This window comes from Hungatella hominis, assembly GCF_014288005.1.
Classification (GTDB): domain Bacteria; phylum Bacillota; class Clostridia; order Lachnospirales; family Lachnospiraceae; genus Hungatella; species Hungatella effluvii.
On record NZ_JACOPB010000002.1, the window covers coordinates 433,000 to 451,535 of the forward strand.

The 18,536-nt window shown below is 50.5% G+C and carries 11 protein-coding genes; 2 read left to right on the forward strand and 9 right to left on the reverse strand.

Going from position 1 to position 18,536, the window contains the following annotated elements; translation table 11 throughout:
* Positions 1–329: 329 nt before the first annotated feature.
* The 3 genes from H8S75_RS06300 to rpoB all read right to left on the reverse strand — a co-directional run bounded on the left by H8S75_RS06300 (position 330) and on the right by rpoB (position 8,260).
* Positions 330–506 (reverse strand): FeoB-associated Cys-rich membrane protein, encoded by a 177-nt coding sequence (locus H8S75_RS06300; protein WP_002604734.1) that lies wholly within the window; start codon positions 504–506, stop codon positions 330–332.
* 199 nt (positions 507–705) lie between these two features.
* Complete coding sequence (gene rpoC / locus H8S75_RS06305; protein ID WP_187020100.1) at positions 706–4,365, reverse strand: DNA-directed RNA polymerase subunit beta'; 3,660 nt, start codon at positions 4,363–4,365, stop codon at positions 706–708.
* A gap of 28 nt (positions 4,366–4,393) precedes the next feature.
* A complete protein-coding gene (rpoB, locus tag H8S75_RS06310; protein WP_187020101.1) occupies positions 4,394–8,260 on the reverse strand; it encodes a DNA-directed RNA polymerase subunit beta in 3,867 nt (1,288 codons plus the stop codon).
* 207 nt (positions 8,261–8,467) lie between these two features.
* Here rpoB and H8S75_RS06315 point away from each other — a divergent pair, with 207 nt between their 5' ends.
* Complete coding sequence (locus H8S75_RS06315; protein ID WP_002604737.1) at positions 8,468–8,935, forward strand: hypothetical protein; 468 nt, start codon at positions 8,468–8,470, stop codon at positions 8,933–8,935.
* Between the two features lie 831 nt (positions 8,936–9,766).
* Here H8S75_RS06315 and H8S75_RS06320 read toward each other — a convergent pair.
* From H8S75_RS06320 to H8S75_RS06330, 3 genes are read right to left on the reverse strand one after another with little or no spacing between them, the layout of a single operon-like run.
* Positions 9,767–10,207, reverse strand: coding sequence for a YwiB family protein (locus H8S75_RS06320; RefSeq protein ID WP_187020103.1), 441 nt, complete (start codon positions 10,205–10,207; stop codon positions 9,767–9,769).
* Position 10,208: 1 nt separating this feature from the next.
* Positions 10,209–11,027 carry a glutamate racemase gene (gene murI, locus H8S75_RS06325; RefSeq protein WP_187020105.1) on the reverse strand — a complete coding sequence of 273 codons (819 nt, stop codon included), beginning with the start codon at positions 11,025–11,027 and terminating at the stop codon, positions 10,209–10,211.
* A 30-nt stretch (positions 11,028–11,057) separates the two neighbouring features.
* Positions 11,058–12,122: a D-alanine--D-alanine ligase family protein gene (locus H8S75_RS06330; protein WP_187020106.1), complete on the reverse strand. Its 1,065-nt coding sequence runs from the start codon at positions 12,120–12,122 to the stop codon at positions 11,058–11,060.
* Between the two features lie 138 nt (positions 12,123–12,260).
* Between H8S75_RS06330 and spoIIR the strand changes: the two genes are divergently transcribed.
* Complete coding sequence (gene spoIIR, locus H8S75_RS06335; protein ID WP_187020108.1) at positions 12,261–12,887, forward strand: stage II sporulation protein R; 627 nt, start codon at positions 12,261–12,263, stop codon at positions 12,885–12,887.
* Between the two features lie 75 nt (positions 12,888–12,962).
* Here the strand turns inward: spoIIR and H8S75_RS06340 are convergent, their stop codons facing one another.
* The 3 genes from H8S75_RS06340 to H8S75_RS06350 form a co-directional block, all read right to left on the reverse strand.
* Positions 12,963–14,159: a TolC family protein gene (locus tag H8S75_RS06340; RefSeq protein WP_187020110.1), complete on the reverse strand. Its 1,197-nt coding sequence runs from the start codon at positions 14,157–14,159 to the stop codon at positions 12,963–12,965.
* 40 nt (positions 14,160–14,199) lie between these two features.
* Entirely contained in the window at positions 14,200–15,357 is a 1,158-nt protein-coding gene (locus tag H8S75_RS06345; RefSeq protein WP_187020112.1) for a TolC family protein, read from the reverse strand.
* A 133-nt stretch (positions 15,358–15,490) separates the two neighbouring features.
* Positions 15,491–18,529 carry an efflux RND transporter permease subunit gene (locus H8S75_RS06350; protein ID WP_187020113.1) on the reverse strand — a complete coding sequence of 1,013 codons (3,039 nt, stop codon included), beginning with the start codon at positions 18,527–18,529 and terminating at the stop codon, positions 15,491–15,493.
* Positions 18,530–18,536: the final 7 nt, after the last annotated feature.

Sequence of the window (18,536 nt, forward strand, 5' to 3'; positions counted from 1 at the left end):
TCTGTTTTGTCGTTCTTATATGGATATGGCGTTACAGTTCACTCCCCACCAATGGCACCATAGTCCGGTTTGGACGGGCAGGCTTCCTCAGTCTTTCCTGTGACTTTGCAGGATATTAGAAGTTCTTAACGCGTAAAATTTTTCGTTCAGGTGAGATTCTCACTTGTCTGAGCGCAGCGAGTTTGGGAATTTCACCTGGTTTTTAGAAAAATTCTGCACGTTTAGAACTTCTTATGCCCGAAACCGGAACGGGAAATGCTGAGGAAGCCTGCCCGGCCGAACCGGACTGCGGTGCCACTGGTGGAAAGTGAACTGTAACGATATGGCAGTCAGTTACTGTTCCCCGTCTCCTCATTCCCATCGTCTTTTCTCTGATGGCAGTTCATCCCGCAGCTGCCGCAGCATCCTCCGCAGCCGGATTTCCCCATTTTTTTATCCCGTCTTTTCTTCCAGATCACCGCGCCGACCGCTGCTATCAGAATGATTCCGATCATAAGATCTGCCATGAACTCCACCTCCTGTGAATGCAGTTGATTCATCAATTCAGCCTGTTCTGTTTATCTCCCCCTCTGAAGTATTCTTCTATGTGCCGGAAGGCTCCGCATGGTTCGTGGCCCGCAGAAATAAGAATCCCGGCGGGCCGGACGGCTGAGCATACGCCCAACCGGCTCCGTCCGCCGGGACTTATATTATTCTCAGACAGCTTTATACGTCCTCTTCATCAATATCATCGATGTCCAGAACTTCTTCAGCCTCTAAATACTCTTCCGTAACGGGAATCGCAAGATCGTCGCCAAGGATGATTTCATCTTCATTCATCTCTTCCCCGTCCGTGCTCAGCTTAACAGTACGGTAACGCTTCATTCCAGTACCTGCCGGAATCGGTTTACCGATAATTACGTTCTCCTTTAAGCCAATTAAGTGGTCTACCTTGCCGTTGATCGCCGCCTCGGTCAGAACCTTGGTGGTCTCCTGGAAGGAAGCCGCTGATAAGAAGGAATCGGTAGCCAGAGATGCCTTGGTGATACCCAGCATAACCTGCTTTCCATCCGCCGGCTCCTTGCCTTCTGCAAGAAGTGCCTCGTTCATATCGTTGTAATCAAGAACGTCCATGGAGGTACCCGGAAGCACATCGCTGTCTCCGCTCTCCTCGATCTTGATCTTCTTAAGCATCTGTCTGACGATCATCTCAACGTGCTTATCATTGATCTCAACACCCTGCAGACGGTAAACACGCTGAACTTCCTGGATCATGTAATCCTGTACCGCGCGGACACCCTTGATCTTTAAGATATCATGCGGGTTGATACTACCTTCTGTCAGCTCGTCGCCGGCCTCTAAATAGACGCCATCCTGGATCTTGATTCTGGATCCGTAAGGAATTAAATACGTCTTGGAGTTGCCGGTCTCATTATCTGTAATGATGATCTCACGTTTCTTCTTCGTATCCTTGATCGTGGCTACGCCGCCGAACTCCGCGATGATCGCAAGTCCCTTTGGCTTACGCGCCTCAAAAAGCTCCTCGACACGGGGAAGACCCTGTGTGATATCGCCGCCGGCAACACCGCCGGTATGGAACGTACGCATGGTCAGCTGTGTACCAGGCTCACCGATGGACTGAGCGGCAATAATACCGACTGCCTCACCAACCTGTACCGGCTGTCCGGTAGCCATGTTGGCACCGTAGCATTTCGCACAGACACCCAAATGGGATTTGCAGGTAAGAACGGTACGGATCTTGACGGAATCGCGTCCCATCTTCTGTAAGGTCTTCATAACCGCAGCCGCACGCTTCGGTGTACACATATGGTTTGCCTTCACAATTACTTCTCCGGTATCCGGGTCGGTAATGGTTTCAGCGATATATCTGCCTGTCAGTCTCTCCTCGAGACCCTCGATCGTCTCCTGGCCATCCATGAAAGCCTTGATCTCCATGGCAGGAATTGTCTTTCCTTCGCAGCAGTCTACCTCGCGGATAATCATATCCTGGGAAACGTCTACAAGTCGTCTCGTCAGATAACCGGAGTCGGCTGTTCGCAGAGCCGTATCGGAAAGTCCCTTACGGGCGCCGTGAGCGGAGATGAAGTACTCCAGTACGTCCAGACCTTCACGGAAGTTGGACTTAATAGGAAGTTCGATGGTATGACCGGTTGTATCGGCCATAAGTCCACGCATACCAGCCAGCTGTTTAATCTGTTTATCAGAACCTCGTGCTCCGGAGTCCGCCATCATGTAGATGTTGTTATATTTGTCAAGGCCGGTAAGCAGATCGTGAGTCAGCTGATCATCCGTCTCTTTCCAGGTATCGATAACTTCTTTATAACGCTCTTCCTCCGTGATCAGACCACGTCTGAAGTTCTTGGCAATCTGGTCAACGGTCGCCTGGGCGTCCGCAATCAGCTTCGGTTTGCTCTCCGGCACGGTCATATCGGAAATGGATACGGTCATGGCCGCTCTCGTGGAATACTTATAACCGATCGCCTTGATATCGTCTAACGTCTCAGCAGTCTGAACTGCACCGTGAACGTTGATAACTTTTTCAAGAATCTGCTTTAACTGCTTCTTGCCGACGTGGAAATCCACCTCCATCAGAAGCTCGTTGCCCGGAATGCTTCTGTCCACAAAGCCCAGGTCCTGAGGAACGATCTCATTGAAAATGAAACGGCCCACCGTGGATTCTACGGAACCGGTCTTCATGGTACCATCCGGCATTTTCTTTGTCACTCTCGCCTTGATTCTGGAGTGTAAGGTTACGGCTCCGTTCTCATAGGCAAGAATCGCTTCGTTTACATTATGGAATACCATGCCCTCGCCCTTGGCGCCAGGTCTTTCCTGGGTCAGGTAATAGATTCCGAGGACCATATCCTGAGACGGAACGGCCACAGGGCCACCGTCGGAAGGTTTCAGTAAGTTGTTCGGTGAGAGGAGTAAGAACCGGCACTCCGCCTGTGCTTCTACGGACAGAGGCAGATGAACGGCCATCTGGTCACCATCGAAGTCCGCGTTGAACGCGGTACAAACCAGCGGATGCAGCTTGATCGCCTTACCTTCCACCAGAATCGGCTCGAATGCCTGGATACCAAGTCTGTGCAGTGTAGGCGCACGGTTTAACATAACCGGATGCTCTTTGATTACGTCCTCCAGTACATCCCAAACCTCGGTCTGCAGTCTCTCCACCATCTTCTTGGCATTCTTGATATTGTGAGCGGTGCCATTGGCAACCAGTTCCTTCATAACAAACGGCTTAAATAACTCGATCGCCATCTCTTTCGGAAGACCACACTGGTAAATCTTCAGTTCCGGTCCTACGACGATAACAGAACGTCCGGAATAGTCAACACGCTTTCCTAACAGGTTCTGACGGAAACGTCCCTGCTTACCCTTTAACATATCAGAAAGAGATTTAAGAGCACGGTTACCAGGTCCGGTAACAGGTCTGCCTCTACGGCCGTTATCGATCAGGGCGTCAACGGCTTCCTGCAGCATACGCTTCTCGTTGCGGACAATAATATCCGGCGCGCCCAGCTCTAAAAGACGGGCCAGACGGTTATTTCTATTGATAATTCTTCTGTATAAATCATTTAAATCGGAGGTGGCAAAACGTCCGCCATCCAGCTGCACCATCGGCCGGATATCCGGAGGGATAACCGGGATCGCGGTCATGATCATCCATTCCGGCTTATTGCCCGAGTTACGGAACGCCTCTACAACTTCCAGTCTCTTGATGATCCTGGCGCGTTTCTGGCCGGTGGCATCCTTCAGTCCCTTTCTTAACTCTTCGGAATCTTTCTCTAAATCGATCGCCTGCAAGAGTTCCAGGATTGCTTCTGCACCCATTCCTACACGGAATGCGCCGTAACCGTATTTGTCAATCTCTTCACGGTATTCCTTCTCAGATAACACCTGCTTATACTGAAGTCCTGTATCCGCCGCATCCAGTACGATATAGGAGGCGAAGTACAGTACTTTCTCAAGGGTTCTCGGTGAAATATCGAGAATCAGGCCCATACGGCTCGGGATTCCCTTAAAATACCAGATATGGGAAACCGGAGCTGCAAGCGCAATATGGCCCATACGCTCTCTACGAACGCTGGCCTTCGTGACTTCGACACCGCATCGGTCACAGATAACGCCTTTGTATCTGATCTTTTTGTATTTACCGCAATGACACTCCCAGTCCTTGCTCGGTCCGAAGATTCTCTCGCAAAAAAGACCGTCTTTTTCCGGTTTTAAGGTTCTGTAATTGATCGTCTCTGGCTTTTTAACTTCGCCATGGGACCAATCGAGAATCTTTTCCGGAGACGCTAACCCAATTTTGATAGCGTCGAACGTCATTGGGTGATAAGTTTCATTATTCTCAGGCATGAGCGGTTCTCCTTCCTAACATACACAACTATTCTTCGTCTGAATCGTCTAATTCGGCGTCATCGAAATCCTCGTAAGAATCGTCGATACCGTCTGCATCCTCTTCTTCATCAATACTAACCAGTTCATCATCCTGGAATTCCTGCTTCTGGAAACCGTAGTCAGCAAGAGGTTCCTCTTCCCTGAATTTTCTGTCACCTTCGATGATGGATCGTAAATCTGTCTCCTCGTAATCCATTGCCTCTGCAATCTGTACCTCGGTATTATCATCTCGCAGTACACGTACATCGAGAGCCAGTGACTGAAGCTCTTTAAGCAGTACCTTGAAGGATTCCGGAATACCCGGCTCAGGAATGTTCTCGCCCTTGATAATCGCTTCATACGTCTTCACACGGCCTACCACATCATCCGACTTCACAGTCATGATTTCCTGCAGTGTGTAGGATGCACCGTACGCCTCGAGAGCCCAAACCTCCATCTCTCCGAAACGCTGGCCGCCGAACTGGGCTTTACCACCCAGAGGCTGCTGTGTAACCAGGGAGTATGGTCCTGTAGAACGGGCATGAATCTTATCGTCAACCAGATGATGCAGCTTCAGATAATGCATGTGTCCGATCGTAACTGCACTGTCGAAATACTCACCGGTACGTCCGTCGCGGAGTCTTACTTTACCGTCACGGCTGAGCGGTACCCCCTTCCACAGTTCTCTGTGATCCAGATGCTCACCCAGATACTCGATCACATCGGGTTTCAAAGTGTCATTATATTTATCCTGGAATTCTTCCCAGGTCATGTTGACGTAGTCATTGGCGACATCGAGGGTATCCATGATATCGATCTCGTTTGCACCGTCGAATACAGGTGTTGCAATATTAAATCCAAGGGCTCTGGCCGCAAGACTTAAGTGAATCTCCAGAACCTGCCCGATATTCATACGGGAAGGTACGCCCAGAGGGTTCAAAACGATATCCAGCGGACGGCCATTCGGCAGGAATGGCATATCCTCAACCGGAAGTACACGGGAAACAACACCCTTGTTGCCATGACGGCCGGCCATCTTATCACCTACAGAGATCTTTCTCTTCTGAGCAATGTAGATACGGACTGTCTGGTTCACACCTGGGGACAGCTCGTCACCATTCTCCCTGGTAAATACCTTGGCATCCACGATAATACCGTAAGCGCCGTGGGGTACCTTTAAGGAAGTATCACGGACTTCTCTCGCCTTCTCACCGAAAATTGCACGAAGCAGTCTCTCCTCGGCTGTCAGCTCGGTCTCTCCCTTTGGAGTAACCTTTCCGACCAGGATATCTCCGGCACGGACTTCCGCACCGATTCGGATGATACCTCTCTCATCCAGATCCTTTAACGCATCTTCACCGACACCAGGAACGTCACGGGTGATCTCTTCCGGTCCCAGCTTGGTATCACGGGCTTCCGCCTCGTATTCCTCAATATGAACGGAGGTGTAAACATCCTCCTGAACCAGTCTTTCACTGAGCAGAACGGCATCCTCGTAGTTGTAGCCTTCCCAGGTCATGAATCCGATGAGCGGGTTCTTGCCAAGGGCGATCTCACCATTCTGTGTGGACGGGCCGTCAGCGATGACCTCTCCCTTTTCCACATGATTATTCTTATATACAATCGGTTTCTGGTTGTAGCAGTTGCTCTGGTTGCTTCTCTTGAATTTGGTCAGGTGGTAAACGTCTCTTCCGCCGTCAGCATCTCTCTTGATGATGATCTCGTTGGAAGCGGAACGCTCTACCACACCGGCATTTCTCGCCACAACGCAGACACCCGAGTCAACGGCTGCCTTGGCTTCCATACCGGTTCCAACGACTGGCGCTTCCGTTGTCAGAAGCGGCACGGCCTGACGCTGCATGTTGGATCCCATCAGCGCACGGTTGGCATCATCGTTCTCCAGGAAAGGAATCATAGCTGTCGCCACGGAGAATACCATCTTCGGGGAAACGTCCATCAAATCGATGCTCTTTCTCTGGAATTCGGATGTCTCCTCGCGGAAACGTCCGGAAATATTCTTATGAATAAAGTGGCCTTCTTCATCCAGCGGTTCGTTCGCCTGCGCGACAACGAAGTTATCTTCTTCATCGGCAGTCAGATAAACGACCTCGTCGGTAACGATCGGATTGGCCGGATCGGTCTTGTCTACAAGACGGTAAGGCGCTTCTACAAATCCATACTGGTTTACCCTCGCATACGTCGCCAGGGAGTTGATCAGACCGATGTTAGGACCTTCAGGTGTCTCGATCGGGCACATACGACCGTAATGGGTGTAGTGTACGTCTCGAACCTCGAATCCGGCACGGTCTCTTGACAGACCGCCAGGTCCCAATGCGGATAAACGTCTCTTATGAGTCAGCTCAGCCAGCGGGTTGTTCTGATCCATGAACTGGGACAGCTGGGAACTTCCAAAGAATTCCTTTACAGCCGCAGTTACCGGTTTAATGTTGATTAAGGACTGGGGAGTAATACCCTCCATATCCTGTGTTGTCATTCTCTCACGAACCACACGTTCCATTCTGGAAAGACCGATCCGGTACTGGTTCTGCAGCAGCTCGCCGACCGCACGGATTCTACGGTTTCCTAAATGGTCGATATCGTCGGCATTACCTATCTGCTGCTCTAAATGCATGTTGTAATTGATGGATGCCAGAATATCTTCTTTTGTGACATGCTTCGGAATAAGTTCGCCCAAACTTCTGTGAATCGCGCTCTTTAATACTTCTTCGTCTTCTGTGCCAACATCTTCCAGAATTTTTTCAAGTACCGGATAGAATACTAACTCCGTAACACCTGCGTCCTTCGGATCGAAGGATACGTAAGCGCCTAAATCTACCATTAAGTTGGATAAGACTTTCTGCTTGCGCTCCAAACCTTCCACCCATACGTAAGGTACGGCTGCGTTCTGGATATCTACGGCAAGCTGCTTGTCTACAGTCGTGCCGGCAGTCGCCAGAATCTCGCCGGTTGTGGTATCCACCACATCCTCTGAAAGCACGTGGCCCACGATACGGTTCTTGAAATGAAGTTTCTTATTAAATTTATATCTTCCGACCTTTGCAAGATCATATCTTCTCGGGTCAAAGAACATACTGTTTAATAAACTTTCTGCACTATCAACAGATAAAGGTTCACCTGGGCGGATCTTCTTATATAACTCTAATAAGCCATCCTGGTAATTATCGGACGTATCCTTACCGAAGCTGGCTAAAAGCTTTGGCTCCTCGCCAAACAGCTCTAATATCTCGGCATTCGTTCCGAAACCAAGGGCACGGATCAGCACGGTAACCGGAACCTTTCTGGTTCTGTCTACACGTACGTAGAAAATGTCGTTGGAGTCTGTCTCATACTCCAGCCACGCACCTCGGTTAGGAATTACTGTACAGGTATAGAGCTCCTTACCTACCTTGTCATGTCCGATACCATAATATATACCTGGGGAACGTACTAACTGGCTGACAATAACACGTTCGGCACCGTTAATGACGAAGGAACCGGTATCTGTCATAAGCGGAAGATCACCCATGAAGATCTCATGTTCATTAATCTCATCTTTATCTTTATTGCAAAGCCTTACCTTGACTTTTAAAGGAGCTGCGTAAGTTGCATCTCTTTCCTTGCATTCTTCTATGGTATACTTGATGTCGTCTTTACATAATGTAAAGTCAACAAATTCCAGACTCAAGTGACCCGCAAAGTCTGCGATCGGAGAGATATCTTCGAAGACTTCCTTCAATCCCTCATCAAGGAACCACTGATAGGAATTCTTCTGAATCTCGATCAGGTTAGGCATCTCAAGGACTTCTTTCTGTCTCGAGAAGCTCATTCTCAGGCTTTTACCGGCTGGGACCGGACGCATTCTGCTTTTTTCCATTGACGTTTCACCCCTGTTTTCTTTCTATTGGTTCTGTTTTTGGGCATAAATGTCCCTCAAGGCACATGATGCCACAATAGTGCACATTCCATAATATCATAGCCCTGTCAAGGTGTCAAGCATTTTTTGCTTGCACTTTCCATAATATAATGCTATACTATTACAGATAGACTTTATTTACAAAATGAACTATTGGAGGTATTCCCCGTGAGCACATTTTTAAACGTATTACTGGTGATTCTTCTCATCTTAGTGGTAGTACTGGCTGTTCTCTATTTTCTCGGAAGAAAGCTGGAAAAACGCCAGGTTGAACAGCAGCAGGCTCTGGAAGCGGCAGCACAGACCGTATCCATGCTGGTCATCGACAAGAAAAAGATGAAGCTGAAGGACGCCGGACTTCCAAAGATCGTTTACGAGCAGACGCCGAAATACATGAGGCGTGCGAAGGTACCGATCGTAAAGGCCAAGATTGGTCCGAAGGTCATGACGCTGATCGCAGATGCGAAGGTATTCGATGTTCTTCCAGTCAAGACGGAGGCTAAGGTCGTAGTGAGCGGTATCTACATAACCGAGATCAAGAGCATTCGCGGCGGTGCGGTTCCGGTTGCACCGAAGAAGAAGAAATTTATGGACAGGTTCAAAAAAGGGAAAAAAGAAAAGAACGACAAAAAGTAAATTGGAGACCGCTTCATTGGCCTTGGGCTGATGGGGCGGTTTTTTTATTGTGGGAGTTACGCCCCAGTACTTGCGGAGAGGCGGAGCCTGGCGGGGGAGGGATCGCGATCGGTTTCTTGTTTCTTCGGTGGCAGGAACTAAAGCGGGAAGAGACGAAAATGAGGGGGATCGCGAAAACTCCGCCGAACTCCTGAAGGACTTCGCCTCCGTGTTCACTTGAAAGCTGGCTTGGAGGCCAGCTTTCACCCCCTCATTTTCATCTCTTCCCACTTAAGTTCCTGCGAACCTCAGAAAAGGAAACCGTTCACGATCCCTCCCCCGCCAGGCTCCGCCTCTCCGCAAGTACTGGGGCTGTGTATTGGCTCCGCTAGTGGATATGAACGCAACGCGACATCATCTGTGAATAGATATGAATTGAAATTGGTAAATCTATAGTAATATTCAGACAGCGGTTGCTTTCTAATTGGATTTATAAATCAGTTTTTAGGGATGGGGTTTGTTTTGCTTTTCTCACACAGCCAGTACACAGCCCCATGCCTTCCGTGCGGTCCGGGGAACTGGGAGGGGAGGGGGAGGAAATGTTTCCTTTTCTGAGGCTCGCAGGAGCTTAAGCAGAACGGCGGGAAAAATGGGTGGTGAAAGTTGGCCTCAAAGCCAACTTTCAAGTGAACACGGAGGCGAAGTCCTTCAGGAGTTCGGCGGAGTTTTCGCGATCCGCTCATTTTTCCCGCCGTTCTGCTTTAGTTCCTGCCGCCGAAGAAACAAGAAACGTTTCCTCCCCCTCCCCTCCCGGTTCCCCGGGCCGCACGGAAGGCATGGGGCGTCACGCTCTTACAAATGAATACTGGCGGTAGACTTAGAATGTACGTCCAGATTAATATTGCATTCAGAAACATGCTGGTAGTTAATATCCAGGGAATAGGATACGCGGACCTTTAAGCTGTCCTCGTCCTCGGCGATAAGAATGTCGTTGGTGTTGATGCCGATCATCATCTCTCCGAAGGGCGTCGCATAACAGGAAAGGTTTTTCTTGTCCTTTTCAAATGTCATGTGGACGCTGGAGCTTCCGCGTTTTATGATGTCAAGACCCTCGGGACGGATCTTGATTGTGTTTTTGATAATATCATTCTGGCCTTCCATTACCTCATCATACAGAATGTAATGGCTGCCGTTTTTCTGGAAATAATCACCGGCGGTGATCATCTCGACTTCATTGCTGTCACCGTCCGCCAGCTGAATGCCGCTTATGGTAATCAGTACATCTCTTGTCATCTCAAAACTCCTCTATGTTTATCTGTCTCGTTTCCTTCACCTCTCCGGGAAGAATCGACGCCGCAAAGCTGGTGAATTTTTCTGCAAGATCGCTGACATAAAAGCGATACTGCTCCTGGCCGTCCTGGGGACCTCCGCATAATAGATCCGCATCCTCCAGAACCTGTTTCAGTTCCAGGGCCGTCTCATACGCCGGATTCACCAGTGTCACCCCGGGTCCCATCAGACGCCCTACCGTCGAACGCAGCAGCGGATAATGGGTGCAGCCCAAAACCAGAGTGTCTATATATTTGCCCTTCAGTTCGCTTAAGTAACGGGACGCAATCTCATCTGTCACGGAATCGTGAAGCAGCCCTTCCTCTACCAGCGGGACCAGGAGGGGACAGGACTTGCCGGTCACCTCGATATCGGAGCGCATCCCCTTCATCACCTTTGTGTAGACGCCGCTGCGGATCGTTCCTTCCGTGCCGATAATGCCAATCTTTCCATTTTTCGTGGCCTGGGTCGCCGTCCTGGCGCCGGCGTGGATTACACCGATGATGGGGATATCCAACTCCCCCTCCACCGCTTCCAGCGCGTAGGCTGTCGCGGTGTTGCATGCGATAACGATGGCTTTTACATCCTGAGTCAGAAGAAAGCGGATAATCTGTCTCGTGAAACGGATTACCGTATTACCGGACTTGTTGCCGTATGGAACTCTGGCGGTATCGCCGAAATAGACGATCCGCTCTGTCGGCATCTGTCTCATAATCTCCCGCGCAACGGTCAGACCACCGACGCCGGAGTCAAATACCCCTATGGGTGAATTCCTGTCTGCCATAGTGTCTCTCCTTAAGTTTTGATCCGTTTTCTAAAGCCGGAAGCGGTCAAATGCGTGCTCCGTCAGGCGGTCTACCAGCTGATCCTTGGTGACTCCTGCGGCTTCCCAGAGCATAGGATACATGCTGATGGCCGTGAAGCCAGGCAGTGTGTTGATCTCATTAAATACCACGGTTCCGTCATCCTTAACGAAGAAATCCACACGGGCGAGGCCGTAGCCGTCCACCGCCTGGAAGATGGCCTTTGCCGCTTCCCGAACCTGATTCACTGCGTCTCCCGGAAGGTCCGGATTCACAACCGTTCTGGAATCGGAATTGTAATATTTCGCGTCAAAATCGTAGAACTCCGCGGCCGCCAGAATCTCTCCGACTCCGGAGGCTTCCACCGGAATCAGTCCGCCGCCAAATACCGCGCACTCGATCTCCCGGCCCTTGATCATTTCCTCCACAAGAATCTTGCGGTCGTGGTTTGCCGCCTCGCGAAGCGCTGCCTCCAGCTCCTCCCTGCCGTCCGCACGTGCCACGCCCTTCGACGAACCGGCATTCGACGGCTTTACGAATACGGGGTAGGAGAACTTCGCTTCCACTCTGCCGACTACGGAGGCCATATCGTTTAAGTCAGACCGCATGACAGGGACGTAGGCGGCCTGGCGCACTCCTAAATCGTCTACCACGATCTTTGTATACAACTTATCCATGGATACGGCAGATGCCAGCACGCCGCAGCCCACGTACGGGATTCTGGCCAACTCCAGAAGTCCCTGAACGGTGCCATCCTCCCCATACAGCCCATGAAGCACCGGAAATACCACATCCGCCTTCACAAACTCCACACGGTCTCCCTCTGTTAATATGACGCACTGCTTCGTGGCATCGGGGGATATGACTGCATTTACCGCCCCCTCTCTCCAGCTGCCTGACTCGATCGCCTCCACGGATTCCACTTTGATCCAATGGCCCTCTTCCGTGATTCCAATGAAAAGAAGGTCGTATTTCTCTCTATTCATATGATTGATGACGTTGACCACAGACATGCAGGATACCACATGCTCAGATGACTGGCCGCCAAATAAGACAACCGCTGTTTTCCTGTTCATTTTACTTTCTCCTCATACTTTCCTTTTCCCGCGGGATTGCTGCTGCAGGAATTTCCTTTTTACAGTGTTTATATTATAGCACATATGGTTACAATTACAACAAATAGATAATTCCTGACTGTAAAATGGAGGTCCCTTATGAAATATAGACGTGATTTATTCCTGTGCTTAACCTGCCTTCTTCTGGCATTCTTATTCACCATGGCCGGCCAGCGCCAGAGCGACGAAGCCATGGCCGCCCGGATCGCCCCGGAAATCCTGCGTTTCCACGTTCTGGCCAACAGCGATTCCGACGAAGACCAGCAGCTGAAGCTGCGCGTGCGAACCCTGCTCCTCGATTCAATATATGAGAAACTGGGGGAAAATGCATCACTGGATGATACGAAAGAGTATGTCCTTGCCAATAAGGACAGCCTGGAACAGGAGGCAGAAGATTACATGAAAGCGGAAGGATATGATTATCCTGCACATATGGAAGTAACAGAATGCTATTTTCCCACAAAAACCTACGGCGACATGGTATTTCCCTGTGGTACCTACGACGCGGTGCGGGTGGAAATAGGCAAAGGAAAAGGACACAACTGGTGGTGTGTCCTCTATCCTCCGCTTTGTTTTGTTGATTCGACATACGCGGTCGTTCCCGATTCTTCCCGTGAAATATTAAGAGAATCCCTCGATGCCGCGGACTATCAGGCGCTTCTTAAGAAGCAGCCGGAGGTCCATATCCGGATTCGTTCAAAATTCCTAGAGCTGCTGGATAATTAATACTGCTGAGCTTAAATGCGTCCACTGCTCTGTAATCCTACTGTTGGGCATAAATGCGCGCCCTGCTCTGTAATCCTACTGTGGTATGGACACATATCCCTGAACTGCCCAGTCATAGTCAAGCATAGCCTGAAGCAGCGCGGTGTCAGCCGATTTTCTCGCGCCTTCCGCCTGGTAAAACTGGGCCTCTGCACCGAGATACTGCAGTCTGCTCAGCATCTTCAAGTTATACTGGCGTTCTGCGGCGCCCTTGGCCAGAAGAGCCTTCTGATACGCCGTGTTGGCCGCGTCGTAGAGCACCTTTTTCTGCTGCATGACCGAATACAGCCGCTGCATTTCCACCGTCAGCTGCTGTTCCGACACGTCGATATTCTTCAGACGGTTGTCGATGGCGGCCGTGGACTTTGTAGATGACGCATGACGCTGTGATATCAGGGTCTGGTTATTACCGATGGCCTTTAAAATATCGGCCGTCAGATCGATGGTGTCGATCTTCGATGGGTCCGCAGCGGGAACCGTACCGATGTCCGGTGTGGCGTCCACCTTCCAGCCCGTTAAAAGGCAGAGCTGGCTGCGCAGATTATTAGAGAGATTGCGCAGATTGTCAAGCTGGGACTGACTGGACAGCAGATCGCTCTGGGCCTGCAATACGCCAGTGTCCGTGGCCATCCCCAGCCCTGCCTGCAGCTTCGCGGCTTCCAGCGCTTCCTTCTGAAGCTCTTCCACCTTTTCCAGGGTCTGCACCTGGGCGCGGAGATTGTCATACGTGATCATCAGGGTCTGTGTGCCCTTTAACGCAGATCTCACTCCCGTGTCAATCTGTTTTCTCGCCTTGTCCAGCTGTTTATCCGTTGCTTTCGTCGTGGTCGACGGGGCGTCCAGCATGGACTCCAGCCCCATAATTGTCGTCTTCAATTCCTGTAGGGCGGCATCCTTGCCCTCGAAATCCGGCATCGCTTCCAGCTGTTTCTTCTGTTCCTTCAGCGCCTTAACCGTATCTTTATAATCATTTTTCTCTATCGAATCTTTCAGATTTCTGACTGTCGAAGCCGTATCATCATCCGAGAAATCCAGCTGCTTATACGCGTAGCTGATCTCGGGATTGTACTCCCTGATCAGATTCTCCAGTTCGTCGTACTCCATTTTATCGTCCTGAAGCCGCGCCGCCGTCTCCGCATCGTAATCCGACAGCTTTGCCCAGGAAGAGAAACTTCCTCCGGCTAAAAGCGTACCGGCCAGAGCCATACACATTATCATTTTCCATTTTTTCATGCCTTTACTCCTTCCGGCTGTAAGCTATCCCATCCACCGGTTACATGCCTGCGCTGGCACTCGCCAGGCCATTAATGTTCCAGTCATAAGATTCCACAGCCTGGAACAGCGCCATACTCGCGTCTTCCATGGCTACCTGAGCCTGGAGATACGCATACTGCTGGGTTAAGTAATCCAGCCGGCTGAGCGTACCGATCTGCATCTTCCTCTCAGCCGCTTCCATGTTCTTGGAGGCCACCTCTAAGGATACCGATGCCTGCTGATAGGCGGTTTGGCTCTGAATGACATTCTTATATGCCGAATCCACGGACGATCCGATTCTCTGGATGTTATCGTCTATGGTCATCTGAAGGCTCTCTTTTTTCGAATTATTCGAGGAGTTTGCCAGTTTCTTTTTGTTGATGCGAAGCGTGTAGTTGTTCTCCAGGGCCTTGGCCTTGTCTGCCGCCGGATCCATGGACTGGATTCTGTTTAAATCCACGGCTGGGATCTCCCGAATCTCCGGGGAAGCGTCGTATCTCCAGCCCAGCATAACACAGAGCTTCTGCCGTGTATTCTCCAGATCGGACTCGGCGGTTAAGATCGCCGCATCCGCGTTCTGTAAATTCTCCTGGGCAGTCAGCACTTCCATCTGCGTGGCCATGCCGTGATTCATCTTAAGCACCACGGAGTCATAGGTCGCGGCCAGCAGTTCCCTGTTCTTTTTCTTCAAATCCAGGTCCCGGGCCTTCTGGTGGTAGGAGATCATATTGGTCTGAGCGTTGGATACAAGCGTGGCCTCTGTCTGATCATAGGTCATCTTGAAAATCTCGCTGTCCTCCACATTGTCATCGGCCTGCTGCTCCAGGCTTAAAGCCTGCGCTTCCGCCATGCTGTCCTGCATGATAGCCTGGGGACTGTCGTCCCCAGACATGCTGCTCCGGACCGCGTCAGCCGCATCCCGATAATCCTGTGCGATTTCATCGCTTGTTTTATTCTTTTTCTCGTTATAATCACGCTGATTATTCTGTACCGTCACATTATATTCATGTATCAGCCCCGCCAGTTCGTCATACTCCATGACATTATCGCGAAGCTTTGCCCACTCCTCGGCGCTTCTGGCGAATTCCGGGCTTCCGGCCCAGGCAGTCCCTGTCGGAGCCGCAGCCGCCAGAACTGCTGCCAGACAGCAGGCACTAATCTGTTTCCATTTTTTCATCAATTGGTCCTCCTAACCTTGTACCGGATGGATTTTATGTTACAGTCTGAATCCTCTGCTCTTTTTTCGTATCCTTATCTTACCATATAACTGCAATAAGTTCAAAGACACATTATTCCAATTTTCATATAACTTAGTCTGGCATTGGCTCCGTATCCACTTTTCCGCTCATGATCGAGTAGTAAACCGGCAGCATCAGGAGGGACAGAATGGTCGAAGCCGTCAGACCGCCGACGTTGACAAGGGCAAGCCCCTGCATCAGTTCTCCGTTGCTTCCGTATCCGATCGCCATCGGGATCATGGACACGATGGTGGTCAGAGTCGTCATGAGGATAGGACGAAGTCTCGTCGCGCCCGCCTCTATCATGGCCGTTCGCTTATCCATTGTGGAGCGGTACTGGTTGACTGTATCGACATAAAGAATACCGGCGTTCACAACCGTACCGATTAACATCAGGAAGCCTAATAAGGAAGGCATGGTAATCATGACATCCGCTGCCGCCAACAGACCGAAGGAACCGATCAGGCTGAACGGAATGGTCGTCATGACCATCAGTGAGAACTTCGGTGACTCGAACTGAGCCGCCATAACCACGAATACCAGGAAGATCGCGATGGCAATGGCCTTAAACAGGGCGCTGAATTCCTCATACATGGACTCGTCAACGCTGTTTTTCGCTCTTGTAACCGAGCTGTTCAAGTATTTGTTTACCACCTGTTCATTGATCTTCTTCAGGGCTTCCGTCTTTTCCTTGTCGCTGGACACCTCGTCGGTAAAGGAGCCCGTGATGGTCGCCTGGTACTGTTTATTCTTACGTGTGATTCCGGCCGGGCTGTCTTCATAAACGATATCAGCGATATCGGTAAGCGCCACAGAACCGCCTGTCTGTGTCGGAATCGTGATTCCCTTTACCTTATCCAGCGTATCATACTCGCCATCCGGATATTCGACCTTAACGTCCACGTTGTTGCCGTCCACGTCCATGGTCATCGCCTTCACACCGCTTAACATGTTGTTAAGCAATCCTCCGACAGAGGCCGGAGCGACGCCGTCCGCAGCAGCTTCAATCGGGTCCACATGAACCTTAATTACCGGAGCTGCGTTTTCCAGATCGGAATGCACCTTGATAAGGCCCGGATACTGTGTGAGCTCATCGACCAGATTGTCGGAGGCCTCTTTCAAGTCATCTAACTGGGAACTTTGTAAAATAACCTGTAAATCGTTGGAACTGCTGAAGGAGCTCATCATGGAGCTGGATTCCACGGTTATGTTGCAGTCCGGGATATCCCGCATCTCTTTCTTCCATTTATCCACGACCTGTTTTGTGGTGAGTTCTCTGTCATCCTTCAAATATGCGGTCAGAGAAGCGCTGCTTCCGCCCAGGGACAATCCGCTGCCGCCATATGTAACCATGTAGGACTTCCTGTCAGGCTCGGCTTTGACAATCGCCTCCACCTTGCTTAAAATCTTATCTACCTCTTCTATCTTGAGACCGGGGCGAACCTCTACCGTCACTGCTACGGTTCCCTGGTCTACATCAGGCATCAGGGCGAATCCCAGCCGGCCGGCGATCACAAAGGATACCACCAGAAGCAGTACGGAAACCGCCATAACCGTCTTTTTCTTATTCAGCAGCTTTCCGATGATATTCCGGTAGCCCTCCTGCAGCCAGCGAACCATGCCGGAGGCCGGAGAATTCTTCTTCTCCACCGGACGGAACCGGCTGTAGCACAGCGGAACAATGGTCATAGCGGAGATCAGTGAGGCCGCCATACAGAATACGATGGTGAAACCAAGCGGTGCGAACATCTGTCCCGACATACCCTTTAAGAGTGCAAGCGGGATAAATACGACACAGGTGGTAACGGTTCCGCCGAAGATCGACTGAATAACCTTACCGGTTCCTTCCAACGCCGCCTCCATGTATTCCCGGAAGCCCTGCCCCTTGTGGGAACGGAAACAGCTTTCCAGCACAACGATGGAGTTATCGACCATCATACCGACGCCGAGAACCAGGCTTCCCATAGTAACAACGTTCAGGGAAAATCCCATAACCGACATCAGGATCAGAGCCGCCAGGATCGATACCGGAATGGAGCTTCCGACGATCAGGGACGCCTTGATATCTCCGAAGAACAGGAAGATGATAACCATGGAAATGATAACCGCCATAACCATGGTGGTCGTCACAGAACTCAGCGCGGAGGTAATCTGCTCGCTGGTATCATTGACAACGATCATCTCCAGCTGCGGATGCTCTGCCTTCAGCGTCTCGATCGTCCGTTTTACCGACTTCGATACGTCTACCGCACTGCTCTTCTGCTGCTTGTTGATGGACAGGGACACGGTATCTTCTCCGTTATAACGGCCGATACTGGTATCTTTTCCGGTTGTCTCGGACACATCAGCCACATCCTCTAAATAGATGGTCTTTCCGCTTCCGGCTACGATCGGAATTCTCTTTAAGCTCTCCACTGTATCGAATTTCACGGAGGTGCTGACCGATAAATCCTGTTTGCCTACCCCTGTGCTTCCTGCCGGGTAGGTGAAATCCGCGCTTTTAATGGCCTGGCTGATGGAATTCATATTCAGATGATACTGATTCATCTTCTCAGGGATCAGGCGGACTCTGATATAGCCCTCCTGGCCGCCGCTTAAATCCACGCTGGCTACGGATGATATTTTCTCAAATTCCGGAACGATCTCATCGCTCACGTAATTGTATAAGTTATCCGCCGAGGGATCATTGACTGACAGTGTGATACTCGGCATGTCATTCATGTTAAATTCGAAGATACTTGGCGAATCCACATCATCCGGCATGGTGATGCTGTCCATCTTTTTCTTCAAATCGGAATACGCTTTATCCATGTCCGTGCCGTATTCATACTCCATCATGACAATAGAGATATTTTCCTGGGACATGGACTGAATATTCTTAATGCCGGACAGGGTTCCAACTGATTCCTCGATGGGCTTTGTAATCAGCTCATTGACATCATCCGGGCTGGCTCCCGCGTATACGGCGGTGATCATCATCATCGGGAAATTCATCTCCGGTGTCAGCTCCATCTTGGAGGAGAACACGGAAGACAAACCGAAGACCAGAAGGCATAGAACGGCCAAAACGGTGGTGATGGGTCTCTTTAAAACACTTTTTGTAATTCCCATTCTTCCG